The organism is Burkholderia mayonis (genome assembly GCF_001523745.2).
GTDB classification, from domain to species: domain Bacteria; phylum Pseudomonadota; class Gammaproteobacteria; order Burkholderiales; family Burkholderiaceae; genus Burkholderia; species Burkholderia mayonis.
Genome location: NZ_CP013386.1, coordinates 2,323,531 through 2,335,482 on the forward strand (window position 1 = coordinate 2,323,531; position 11,952 = coordinate 2,335,482).

Genomic DNA, 11,952 nt, shown 5'->3' on the forward strand with positions numbered 1-11,952 from the left:
GACCGCCATGCGCCCGCTTACCGGCATCACCGTCGTGACGTTCGAGCATGCGATCGCGGCGCCGTTCTGCACGCGTCAGCTCGCCGATCTCGGCGCGCGCGTGATCAAGATCGAACGTCCCGGCACCGGCGACTTCGCGCGGCAATACGACGAGCGCGTGTCCGGACTCGCGTCGCATTTCGTGTGGACGAACCGCTCGAAGGAAAGCGTGACGCTCGACGTCAAGCAGCCGGAGGCCGTCGATATCGTGCATCAGCTGCTCGCGAACGCGGACGTGCTCGTGCAGAACCTCGCGCCCGGCGCGATGCAACGGCTCGGCTTCGACTACGCGTCGCTGCGCGATCGCTATCCGCATCTGATCGCCTGCGACATCTCGGGCTATGGGCTCGACGGCCCGTATCGCGACAAGAAAGCGTACGACCTGCTGATCCAGAGCGAATCGGGCTTTCTCAGCATCACGGGCACCGATGAGCATCCGGCGAAAGCCGGCTGCTCGATCGCCGACATCGCAGCAGGCATGTACGGGTATACGAACGTCCTCGCCGCGCTGATCGAGCGCGAGCGCACCGGGCGCGGGCGGCACATCGATCTGTCGATGCTCGAAAGCATGGTCGAGTGGATGAGCTATCCGCTCTACTACGCGATCGACGACCAGACTCCGCCGCGACGCACCGGCGCATCGCACGCGACGATCTATCCGTACGGTCCGTTTCCGGCGGGCGACGGCAAGACCGTGATGCTCGGCCTGCAGAACGAACGCGAATGGACGCGCTTTTGCGACGTCGTCGTGCGCCTGCCCGACCTCGCCGCCGACGATCGCTTCTGCACGAACAGCCAGCGCTCGAGCCATCGGGACGCGCTCGAGCACATCATCCGCACGGCCTTTTCGACGCTGACGGCCAACGAGGTGATCGCCCGCCTCGACGAGGCCGGCATCGCGAATGCGCAAGTCAACGACATGCAAGCGGTCTGGCAGCACGGCCAGCTCAAGGCGCGGCATCGCTGGACGCGCGTCGACACGCCGGCGGGCCCGGTGCCCGCGCTCTACCCGCCCGGACTCGCCGCGCAGGACGAACCCGCGATGGCGCCCGTGCCGGCGCTCGGCCAGCACACGGAGGCGATCCTGCGCGAGCTCGGTTACGGCGACGACCGCATAGCCGGCTTGCGCGACAAGCGCGTCGTCTAGCGGCGATACCTGGCCGGGACCCCGCCCCAGAAGCAGGGCCGGCCGACACGCATCACCCCTATCAGGAGACACGCATGACACCGATCGTCAACGCGGCCGGTCGACTCGACCGCCTGCCCGTTTCACCGTTCCACTGGAAAATCCTCGGCCTGATCGCGGCCGGCGCGTTCCTCGACGCGTTCGATCTCTATCTCGCGAACGGCGCCGTCGCCGCGATGGTGAAGACGGGCTTCGCCGATCTGCGCAGCGGCGCGACCTTCGTGTCGGCGACCTTCGTCGGCATGATGATCGGGGCCGGCCTTGCCGGCTACGTCGGCGACCGGCTCGGCCGACGCTATTCGTATCAGCTGAATCTCGCGGTGTTCGGCCTCGCGTCGCTCGCCGCGTGCTTCGCCCCCGACATCCGCTGGCTGGTCGGCCTGCGCTTCGTGATGGGTCTCGGGCTCGGCGCGGAGCTCGTCGTCGCGGCCGGCACGCTCGCGGAGTTTGTTCCGCCGTCGACGCGCGGCAAGTGGGTGTCGCTGCTCGCGATCATCATCAACAGCGGCCTGTTCTTCGCGCTCGCCGTCGGCTATTGGGTCATCCCGAATCTCGGCTGGCGATACATGTTCGCGATCGCCGGATGCGGCGCGCTCGTCGTCTGGTTCCTGCGGCACCGGATGCCCGAATCGCCGCGCTGGCTCGAATCCGTCGGACGGCTCGACGAAGCGGAAAAGACGCTGCGGGACATCGAGCGCGAAGTCGCCGCGCAAGTCGGCGAACTGCCGCCCGTCAAACGCATCGTCGACCTGAACGTCGGCACGGCGCCGTTCAACGCGCTCTTCAAGCCCGACATGCGCAACCGCACGATCGTCGCCGCGATGACCGCGATCGCCGTCAACATCGGCCTGTACGGATTCATTGCATGGCTGCCGACGTTCTTCGTGTCGGAGGGATTGTCGGTCGTGAAGTCGCTCGGCTTCGTGATGCTGATGTCGATCGGCTCGCCCGTCGGCGGCGTGTGCGGCTACCTGATCGCGGACCGGATCGGCCGCGCGAAAGGCATCGTCTACGCGGCCGTCGTCAGCATCGTGCTCGGCTGGATCTACGTGTCGCTGCGCGACGTCACGGCGATCGTCGTCGTCGGCTTCTGCCTCGTGACGGGCATCTACACGATCACGACGCTCGGCCTGTTCGGCTTCATTCCCGAGCTGTTCCCGACGGAGGTGCGGCTGCGCGGCACCGGCTTCGCGGGCATGACCGGCCGCGCCGCGTCGATCGCGACGCCGTATCTCGCGCTGACGCTCTACCAGCACTTCGGCGTGAGCGGTGTGATCGCGATGGTCAGCGCTATCTTCGTCGCGTTGTGCATCGCGATCGGGATGCTACGAATCGAGACGAGCCGGCATGCGCTCGAGGACATCTCGCCGACGACCGTCGAGGGCGATCGGGATGCCGCGCGGGCCGCGGCTCCGTGACATGTCGTGGAGTGTCGCTGCCGCTTCGGGCGGCGCTTTTTGATTGAATGGCGATCTCCGCGCTTCATCGCACGGGAATCGCGTTTGGCCCGCAGCTTGCGTGATTCGAATCGGGCGTGTGCGTGGATCGCTCGAGTCTGCGCTGTTGCAGCGATTGCTTCGGAATGCGCTATTTCCGATCGACGTTTCGATCTTCACCAAGCGTCGGACAACGCCGGAAATGGAATGCATTCGGGCCGTACAGTCGCTCGCCGTCGGCCGCATGCTCTTCATTGTCGCCTGACGAGCGACGAGCCGTGAATGTTGGATGTCGAATGTCGAACAGACTGGCTACGCCGAGACCGCGCGGCGGTTGCATCCGGACTTCCGCCTGCGAAGGACGCGACCGTCACTCGGACGTTCCCGATCGACGGTATGCCGCGCAAGCGAGCAGCCGCTGCGCCCGCAACATGACCGGGCGATCCACCATCTTCCCGTCGACGGTAATCGCCCCCGCTTCGGCGCGCGACATCGCGTCGACGACGCGCGCCGCCCAATCCAGCTCGCGCTCGCTCGGGCTGTAGCACGCATGCACGGCCGCGACCTGCGCCGGGTGAATGCAGAGCTTCGCGCCGAAGCCGTAATGCTTGCCGTTCAGCGTGTCGGCGGTCAGCCGGTCGACGTCGTGCACGTCGGGCGTCACGCCGTCGACGGGCGCGTCGAGCCCCGCGACGCGAGACACGAGCGCCAGTTGCGCACGATGCGGATTCAGCGGATCGCGATCGTCATCCATCCCCATTTCGGCGATGAAATCGAGCGTGCCGAACATCAGGCGCTTCACGCACGGCGCTTTCGCGATATCCATCGCCGACCACATGCCTTGCGCGGTCTCGATGAGCGGAAAGATCGGCACCTTGCGCCGCGCGCGCTCGACCACGGCGACGACATCGTCCGGACGCTCGGCTTTCGGGATCACGATGCCCGCCACCCCGTCGAGCGCAGCGAGCTTCGCATCCTGTTCGAACCAGCGCGTGTCGCGGCCGTTGATCCGCACGAGCACCGGGTGGCTGCGGGACGCCCACGCGGCGACGGCTTCGCGCGCCGCTTCCTTCGCGGCCGGCTCGACCGCATCCTCGAGATCGACGATCACCGCATCGGCACCGCTCGATAAAGCGCGCTCGAACCGGTCCGGCCGGCTACCCGGGACGAACAGATAGGACTGCGGCGCAATCGCGGCGTTGTTCGGCATGTTGGCCTCCTGCTTCAGATGGGTCGATGTCCGGCCGGTTACCGCGACGCGCCGGCGAGTTCCGGCACGAGCGTAAACAGATCGCCGACGAGGCCGTAGTCGGCCACGCTGAAGATCGGCGCTTCGGGGTCCTTGTTGATCGCGACGATCACCTTCGAATCCTTCATCCCCGCCAGATGCCAGATCGCGCCCGAAATGCCCACCGCGATGTACAGCTGCGGCGCAACGATCTTGCCCGTCTGGCCCACTTGGTAGTCGCTCGGCACGTAGCCCGCGTCGACCGCCGCGCTGAGCTTGTCCGCCAGCGGTTCCAGCACCTTCGTGTAGTTCTCGCCGCCGCCCAAGCCCCGGCCACCCGACACGATGATGCTCGCCGACGTCAGCTCCGGACGGTCCAGCTTCGTCACCTCGCGGCTCACGAACTGCGACGCGCCCGCATTCGCCGCCGTCTCGATCTTCTCGGCGCCGAGCGGCTGCACTTCGTCGTTCGATCCGACGAGAATCGCACGGTCCGCGCCGATCGCGACCGCCGTGCGAAGCGTTTCCTGAGCCTGCGCGGCGCCCACCGACACCGCGATCACTTCCGTCGCCACGCCCGCTTCCTTCAGGCGCACCGCCTCCTCGACCGCGATCTCGTCGAACGGATTCATCGACATCTTCACGTTCGCGATATCGACCCCCGTGCCGTCCGTCTTCACCCGGACCTTCACGTTGTAATCGACCACTCTCTTCACTGGCGCCGGGATTTTCAATTCCGTCTCCGAGCTGGATGGATGCGCGTCGTGCAATGGGATCGTCCATTACACGCGGATTCGACGAACGCGACAACTATCGATTGGCTCTGCCGGTCATAGTCCGCGCCTATTGGACGAAACAGACCGTCCACAAGCGACGCGGCCCGGGAAACCCGGGCCGTTCCATCAGCGCGTCGCCAGCATCTCGGTGATCACAATGAAGCGCGCGATGTCGCTTTGTAGCCGGCGACGTCTTAACCGTCATGGCAGGCTCGCTCAGCGCCGTTTCATGACGCACCGAACGTTGCAGACAATCCATTCGGCATCCGAAAGTACGACGCTACAATCAGCGAGCGCCGCACACTGCACATCGATCCAATCGACCGGCCGCCGAAAACGTCGAATGCATCCGTCTTCCGATGCGATTGCCATTCGCGTCAGCCCAGAAAGCCTGTCATGAGCAACAGATTCGTTCCGCCGATCAACGCGAACAACGTCCATGCGACGACCTGCGCACCACGGCCGATCGCATAGTCGCTCATCAACGATCGATCGCTGACCGAGCGGATCAGCGGCCACATCGCGAACGGCAGTTGCACGCTCAACAGGACCTGACTCCACACGAGCAACTGCCCGATCGCACCGTCGCCGAGCCACAGCACGCCGATGAGCACCGGGACGCGAGCCCGCGCGTGATCAGGCGGCGCTGATAACACGGTATTTTCACGTGCAGGAAGCCGTCCATGATGACTTGGCCCGCGATCGTGCCGGTCAGCGTCGAACTCTGGCCGGACGCGAGCAGCGCGACGCCGAACAGCAAGGCCGCTGCGCCGCCGGCGATCGGCGTGATCAGCTTGTAGGCCTGCTCGATGTCGGCGACGCCCTGCCCGATCGCATGGAACGCCGCTCCGGCCAAAATCAGGATCGCCGCATTGACGAGCATGGCGACGAGCACTGGAAAGCGACCTACCACCCGCCGAGCGGAACGGAACTGCTGCTGTACGGCATCGCGCTGCCGTCGCTGCTGTCCATGGGCATCGCGTGGGGACGCAAGGCCGTCGGCCGGCTGCGCGAATCGCAGGCCGACGCACCACGGGAGACCGCCTCCGCTGCGCCTGCGGCCGATGCCTCGCAGGCTGCGGATGAAGAAGCCAGGCGCACATGGACGATCGCGCTGCTCGACAGCGCCGTGCGACTCCCGACGGGCGCGACGACCGCCGAAATCGACGACGCCGCCCGCGACGAAACCGCCGTCGGTTTGCACCCCGAACTACGGCGACCCGACGGCACGGGCGTATTCGCGAGCGGCGTGGCATCGGTTTCGCTCGACCGTTTCGACGAAGGCTTGCTGCCGCCCGGCGCCGGCGCTGCGCTGAACGGCGAACATTGGCGCGCGCTGCTGCTCGCCGCGGACACGCTCGACGAATTGCTCGAGCGCCACGCGGTGCTGTCGATGGGCGACGCCAACCGCGCCGCCGAGCCGCTCAAGCTGCATCTGCTGCTGCCGGAGCGCTGGCAGCCGGTGGCGGCCACGCTCGCCGCGTGGCTCGACGCGCACGTCGCGCGCGAACGCTGGATGCCCGGCGTCGAACACGTGCAGACGCGAACGATCACGGACCCGGTGCAGGCGTGGATCGTCATCGACGAGCTGATCGCATCGCGCCATCACGAGCCGTCGGCCGCGAGCCACATCGTGCTGGCGTGCGATTCGTCGCTGAGCGAGACGACCGTGCACGCGCTCGACAATGCCGGCGGGCTCTTCGGACACAATCAACCGAACGGCCAGGTGCCGAGCGAAGGTGCATGTGCGCTGCTGCTCGCCCATCCCGTGTCGGCGGATGCGGCGGACGCCGCGCGCATCCACCGGCTCGTCGCGGCTCGCCGCCTCGATTCCGGCGACGCGGCGGCCAAGCCGCCGGCCGATACGCTCGCACAATTGCTCGACGCGGCGCGCGTGCAAACGGCCGCGTCCGGCCTCGAGACGGCCGACTGCGGACTCGTCAGCGACGCGGATCAGCGCAGCAGTCGCCGCGCCGAAATCGCCGGCGTCACCGAGCGGACATGGCCCGGCGACGCCCGCGGACGCTGCCGCCACCTCGGCATCACGAACGGGGAAAGCGGTGCGGCACTGGCGCTCGGCGTGATCGCGGTCGCCGGTTGGCGCGCGATCGACGCACAGCAGCCGACCTTCGCGGCATCGATCGGCGATCCGGTTGCGCGCGGCGTGATGCTCGTCACGCCCGCCCTGATCGCGCCCGACTTGGCAGCCGCGGCCTGAGCGAGCGCGGCGGCCCGCCGCACACGGACCGCCACCATGCCCGCTACGTCCGCTAGATCAGGAATCCGCCGCCCGACCGGCGCGGACATCGGCACAGCTCGTCGCCGGTTTGATTCGACACGAGCACGAGCTGCGTGAAGCCGGTCGGCGCAACGTACTGGCTCAGCAGACAATCCATCAGTTGCGCGAACGTGTTGACGCCGGTGCCCGCGAAGCAGTCCGCGTCGACCGTGATGCGAATCTCGAGGCCTCGCACGACGCTCGCGAACGGCTTTTCGGATACCCAGGCCGTCACGGGCTTCTGCGATACGTCGACGACACCCGCGATCTGGCGAGCCGTTGCCGGCGACTCTTGCAGGTCGTGAAGCTTGAGCATGTCGCGCACGGCGCCCGCGCCGCCCGCCAGCAACAGCGAATTCAACGAGAGCTGCGAGATCAATCGCCACAGCGCGCCGCGCGCCTCCCGGAAACGAAGCGGCCGCGTGGGCCGCTGCAGCAGATTGATCCGGCTCGCGAGCGTGCCGCCTTCCATCATCAGATCGCCGCCCGGCACGCCGTGCGGCAGTTGTTCCGGCAGATCGCGATTGCTGCACGTGAGCTCGAAATCGAGACCGGGCGGCGGCGCGGCCGGCTCGAGCGCGCCGTCGACGAAGCCGAGCGACAGCTCGTGCCCCGGCTCGCTCCTCGCGATCAGCGCGTCGCGATGCACCCGCCAATACAACGACGCCCGCGTCGCGTGCCCACCGTGGTACAGCGAATGAAGCGACGGGAAGGGGGTAATCCGGTCGCCTTGCGGCGTGTCCTGGACCTGCGTCACCGCATCGACCGAATAGACCTCGAACGCATAGGCATTCTGTTTGTCGACGACGAGCGGATACATCTGCGTGTCCGACGCGGCGCTCGGCTGCGGGCCGAGCTTGCCGGACGTTTCGAACAGATTGACCACCGGCGTGCAGCCGAGCTGCACGTGCTCGGCGCTCAGCGATTCGAGCACGTTCGCCGTTGCTGAATCGGCCGGAATGTCTTTCAGCAGTAAATGGAGCGTGAAATGCCGCCCGCCGAGACGCCCGGCTTGACGCAGGTCGCAGTCGAAGAAGCCGAACTTCTCCGGAAACGCGAAATACTCGGTCAGCAGCGGATACGCGGGATGCACGGTCTCCGGGCAAGGGATCAGGCTGTCCTCGCGCGACACGCCGACTGCGGCGAAAGGCACCCGATCGAGCGCCACCCATCGCCCGCTGTGATCCGGCTCGACGTACGCCTGCAATGCACGAATCGACAGCGCATCGCGCAGCGCGGCGCTCATCAGCGGCTCGCCGCGGACGTACAGGCGAACGGCATCGAGCTTCAGGTCGGCGACGGACGCATGCGGCGAACGGATCGCGAACGACAGCGAGATCTGCGCCCCCGCCTTCGGCGGCAGCCGGAACGACTGCGGCGCCTGTGACATGCCGTGAAAGCGCGCGGCGGTCAGTTGCAGCGGCGACAGCGTCACGTCGTAGGCGGTGCGGAAGAATATCTTCGCGCCCTTGACGGGCCGGCTGGACAGCTCCGTGCCGCGCCGCACGACGACCGACGTCGACATCTGCGCGGCGCGGCTCGCATCCACGTCGAAGCAGGCGATCGCGCACGACGGGAAGGCCCGCAGATAATGCGGATACAGCGCCTCGACGAACGCTTTCGTGAATTCGGAGTAGTCGTCCTCGATGTGCCGCGACGCACGTGCGCCCGTCAGCGCGAACGACTCGAACAATCGCTCGACCTGGGAATCCTCGCTGCTGCCGTCGGCGCCGCTCGCGAGCTGCATGCGGCTCGCGATCTTCGGATAGCGCTCGGCGAAATCGCGCACATGGCGGCGCAGAAGCGCCAATTCGCGTTCGTAGTATGAGAGGAGTTCATCCATCAGCGATTCTCGAAAGTGCCGTCGCACGCCGGTCAACCGATGCCGACGACACGACGGCCCACCTCGTTCGGCGGATTCGCGAACGGCCGGAGCCGCCGGGCGGCCCCTCAATGGACGAACGTTGCGCGGACAATCAGCCAGGGCCGACGCGACGGCCCACTTTACCGGAACATTCGGGTGCAGTCCACGTCGCGCCCCGTGCGTTGGCCGATCGTGCCATTCGCGGCGACGTCGATCGTAGCAAGCGGCGAACGTCGAATGCGTCATCGCGATCATACCGGCGACCGGATGCCGCGGATATTCCGCGCCCTCGCCGCGCGGGCGCGTCCCGCTCGCGCCGAGCGTCCGGAACGTCGCGACGACGAAGCGCACGGCGCTTTCCCGGTCGAGCCGCGCTGCACGGAGCCGCGCTGCACGATGCACCCTCCGTTCTGAGTTAGAGCGCGTTTGAAAATTGGGCTCGGACATGATTTAAAGGAGGCATGTGGAAAAAAGAACATCATGAACGGCAAGCGAAGCTGGCTCGCAAAACGAAGCGGTACCCAAGTGGCATGACGGACGTCGAGTGGGCTGCGATCAGGGAATTGCTGCCTCGAGCGGCTTCAGGCGGGCGTCGTCGGAAGTGCGATTTGCGCGAGGTGTCAACGCATTGCGCTACCTGGTGCGCGCCGGTTGCGGCTGGCGCATGCTGCCGAAGGATTTTCCGCCCTGGCAAACGGTGTACGGGTGGTTTCGCCGACTGATGCGTCGTTTCCTGTTTCGCACGCTGCATGACGTGGTAGTCATGCTGGATCGGGAACGTGCGGGGCGACAATCGTGTCCGAGCGCAGTCGTCATCGACAGCCAGTCGGTGAAGGCGCCATCGGCCGGCAAGCGTGGCTACGATGCGGGGAAGAAGATCGCCGGCCGGAAACGGCATATCGCAGGGGATACCGAGCGGCAGTGGATACCGAGCGGCGACTGCTGATGGTCGACCTGACGCCGGCGGACATCGCGGACAGCACGGGTGCGCAGGCCGTGCTGGAAGCCGTGAGAAAGCGCTGGCCGGCCGTGAAGCACTTATTTGCCGACGGCGCATACGACCGAACGGCACTCATGGACAAGACCGCGACCCTGGATTTCGTGATCGAGATCGCACGGCGCCACGAACAGCAGACGGGCTTCGTCGTATTGCCGCGCCGCTGGGTCGTCGAGCGCACCTTCGGCTGGATGGTGCGCAGGCGTCGACTGGTGCGCGACTACGAGCAGCGTGCCGACATCTCCGAGGCCATGATCCATATCGCGATGGGCAGCCTGTTGCTTCGCAGAATTGCCCATAGCGGTGAATGGTCTTGCGCGGCGATCTGCGGACGGCACCGTTGCCACTCGAACTTCGGCGTACCAAGGCAAGCCCGCCGAGCCGTGGCAAAACGCGATCCGGCCGAACGCGTGATGCTGCCATCTATATTCTCCAGGCTGCCGACGTTATCCGACCTGGGCAGCCTGAACGTGCCGATGACCACAAAGGATCGCTGCTCTCGATCCCGTCCGGTGTCCGGCAGACCGCACGAAGCAAATCGTCCATGCCGGTGTCCGGATAATGACTGGGATCGCACGACTCCGATCTGAGCAGACACAGTTGGCTGCTGCCGCCCCGCTCCGCTCCGACGGATGCGATCAATCGGTCGGGCCAAGCGTGGTTTCAACGAATCAAAATCGCCAAATACTTCAACGACCGAACCCGATTCGCCTTGGCATGACATCACGTCAGTCTCGCCATCGGTCATGCAGAACTTCCGCCGAATCGGCAATACGACGGTGCAGGCCATCGGCAGACCCGTTCGACGCAGACCAACGTCGGGATGCGTTCCACTCCGCGAATCCAATTTTAAATGAGAATGATTCTCATTTCTTGACGAGCTTTCGCGGGTACCCTATTCTGCTTTCCATGTATAACGCCAGCCTTTTCTCGCAAGCCGTTATGAATCAGTAAGGAATCTTAACCTCCTTGCCGAATTCCCTAGAAAATCATTTCATTTTCATTTCAACCCTCATCCGACTATATGACCCTGTCATATATTTCGGATAACTAATGAGGTCATCATGAGCTGGGGCGATGAAAACACCGTCTATGACGTAGTCGTGAATCACGAAGAACAGTACTCGATCTGGCCGACCTACAAGAGTCTGCCAGCAGGCTGGCGGACCGCGGGCAAGCAGGGCAGCAAGGCCGAATGCCTCAGTTATATCGACGAAGTGTGGGTGGACATGCGCCCGCTCAGCCTGCGTCGTGCAATGGAAGCATCGACCCAGGCCGACGACACGCCCTCCACCGCGCCAACCACGCACTAATCCGTCTCCATGCAATCGATCACCTTGTTTTGCCTGCCGTATGCGGGTGGAGCGGCCGCGATCTTCCGCGATTGGCCGCGCCTCGCACCAGCGTGGCTGCGCATCGCGCCGATTCATTTGCCGGGCCGCGGCGTCCGCCATCACGAATCGCTGATCCCGGACTGGTCGTCGCTGATCGATCGATTGAGCAAGGATGTGCAAGCCGCCCCCGACCGACCGTACGCACTGTTCGGGCATAGCCTCGGAGCGTTGATCGCGTTCGAACTGGCGCACGAACTGCGGCGCAGGACGGGCTCGGAGCCCTGCTGGCTGGGTGTGTCGGGATGTGTCGCGCCTCGGCACCACGCACCTCGATCCGACTGGTTGACCTGCTCCGAGAGCGACGTGCTCGACGAACTCAGGTCGTTCGAACAAACCGCGCCCGAACTGCTTGCGAATCGCGAATTCGTCGAACTGATCCTGCCCGTGGTGCGCAACGACTTCCATCTTTACGGCACCTGGCGCTTGCCACGGGCCGGTGCACGGGCGCTGCTCCGCTGCCCGGTTCATGCGTTCGGCGGCAGTCACGACGACGACACGCGCGATATCGCGACACTCGACGCATGGCGAGACGAAACGTACGGCGGTTTCGAACGTTCGATGTTCGAAGGCGGCCATTTTTTCATCAACAGTCATCGTGCCGATTTGATCGGAACGATCGAAGTATCCCTGAACAACGCCCTGTCGCATCGAACACACGCCGATATTCAGCCGGTCGACTGAAACGAAGATGGGCGCGCAGTCATCCGCATGTCCGCTGCGTGCCGGCCAATTCCGATAATCGGAGCCGCTTTTC

General features: G+C 65.5%; 7 protein-coding genes and 4 pseudogenes. 6 read left to right on the top strand and 5 right to left on the bottom strand.

Annotated elements, in window-relative coordinates:
* Positions 1–7: 7 nt before the first annotated feature.
* Positions 8–1,186, top strand: a complete 1,179-nt coding sequence (locus WS70_RS11410; protein WP_059597831.1) for a CaiB/BaiF CoA transferase family protein — start codon at positions 8–10, stop codon at positions 1,184–1,186.
* Positions 1,187–1,260: 74 nt separating this feature from the next.
* Positions 1,261–2,643, top strand: a complete 1,383-nt coding sequence (locus WS70_RS11415; protein WP_059597832.1) for an MFS transporter — start codon at positions 1,261–1,263, stop codon at positions 2,641–2,643.
* Positions 2,644–3,031: 388 nt separating this feature from the next.
* Here the strand turns inward: WS70_RS11415 and WS70_RS11420 are convergent, their stop codons facing one another.
* From WS70_RS11420 to WS70_RS11430, 4 genes and pseudogenes are all read right to left on the bottom strand, one after another.
* A complete protein-coding gene (locus WS70_RS11420) occupies positions 3,032–3,871 on the bottom strand; it encodes an HpcH/HpaI aldolase/citrate lyase family protein (protein WP_059597833.1) in 840 nt (279 codons plus the stop codon).
* A gap of 38 nt (positions 3,872–3,909) precedes the next feature.
* Positions 3,910–4,332, bottom strand: a pseudogene (locus tag WS70_RS32850) (electron transfer flavoprotein subunit alpha/FixB family protein); the annotation flags it as partial.
* 81 nt (positions 4,333–4,413) lie between these two features.
* A pseudogene (locus WS70_RS33370) lies at positions 4,414–4,527 on the bottom strand (electron transfer flavoprotein subunit beta/FixA family protein); the annotation flags it as partial.
* A gap of 515 nt (positions 4,528–5,042) precedes the next feature.
* Positions 5,043–5,578 (bottom strand): annotated as a pseudogene (locus tag WS70_RS11430) (divalent metal cation transporter).
* Between WS70_RS11430 and WS70_RS11435 the strand changes: the two are divergent.
* Positions 5,501–6,883, top strand: coding sequence for a hypothetical protein (locus WS70_RS11435; protein WP_059597834.1), 1,383 nt, complete (start codon positions 5,501–5,503; stop codon positions 6,881–6,883). The pseudogene WS70_RS11430 and the gene WS70_RS11435 sit on opposite strands and share 78 nt — an antisense overlap.
* A 52-nt stretch (positions 6,884–6,935) precedes the next feature.
* On the opposite strand, the gene tssF is transcribed toward WS70_RS11435, so the two are convergent.
* Positions 6,936–8,786, bottom strand: coding sequence for a type VI secretion system baseplate subunit TssF (gene tssF / locus WS70_RS11440; RefSeq protein WP_059597835.1), 1,851 nt, complete (start codon positions 8,784–8,786; stop codon positions 6,936–6,938).
* Positions 8,787–9,268: 482 nt separating this feature from the next.
* Between tssF and WS70_RS11445 the strand changes: the two are divergent.
* The 3 genes and pseudogenes from WS70_RS11445 to WS70_RS11455 all read left to right on the top strand — a co-directional run.
* Positions 9,269–10,103, top strand: a pseudogene (locus WS70_RS11445) (IS5 family transposase); the annotation flags it as partial.
* Between the two features lie 765 nt (positions 10,104–10,868).
* Positions 10,869–11,117: an MbtH family protein gene (locus WS70_RS11450; protein WP_059474104.1), complete on the top strand. Its 249-nt coding sequence runs from the start codon at positions 10,869–10,871 to the stop codon at positions 11,115–11,117.
* Positions 11,118–11,126: 9 nt separating this feature from the next.
* On the top strand, positions 11,127–11,879 hold the full coding sequence (locus WS70_RS11455; RefSeq protein WP_082716595.1) for a thioesterase II family protein: 753 nt from the start codon (positions 11,127–11,129) through the stop codon (positions 11,877–11,879).
* Positions 11,880–11,952: the final 73 nt, after the last annotated feature.

Bases quoted from the DNA above. Each gene is read 5' to 3' on its own strand.
- WS70_RS11410 (WP_059597831.1), top strand. From the start codon at position 8: ATGCGCCCGCTTACCGGCATCACCGTCGTGACGTTCGAGCATGCGATC.
- WS70_RS11415 (WP_059597832.1), top strand. From the start codon at position 1,261: ATGACACCGATCGTCAACGCGGCCGGTCGACTCGACCGCCTGCCCGTT.
- WS70_RS11420 (WP_059597833.1), bottom strand. From the start codon at position 3,871: ATGCCGAACAACGCCGCGATTGCGCCGCAGTCCTATCTGTTCGTCCCG.
- WS70_RS11435 (WP_059597834.1), top strand. From the start codon at position 5,501: ATGGAACGCCGCTCCGGCCAAAATCAGGATCGCCGCATTGACGAGCAT.
- tssF (WP_059597835.1), bottom strand. From the start codon at position 8,786: ATGGATGAACTCCTCTCATACTACGAACGCGAATTGGCGCTTCTGCGC.
- WS70_RS11450 (WP_059474104.1), top strand. From the start codon at position 10,869: ATGAGCTGGGGCGATGAAAACACCGTCTATGACGTAGTCGTGAATCAC.
- WS70_RS11455 (WP_082716595.1), top strand. From the start codon at position 11,127: ATGCAATCGATCACCTTGTTTTGCCTGCCGTATGCGGGTGGAGCGGCC.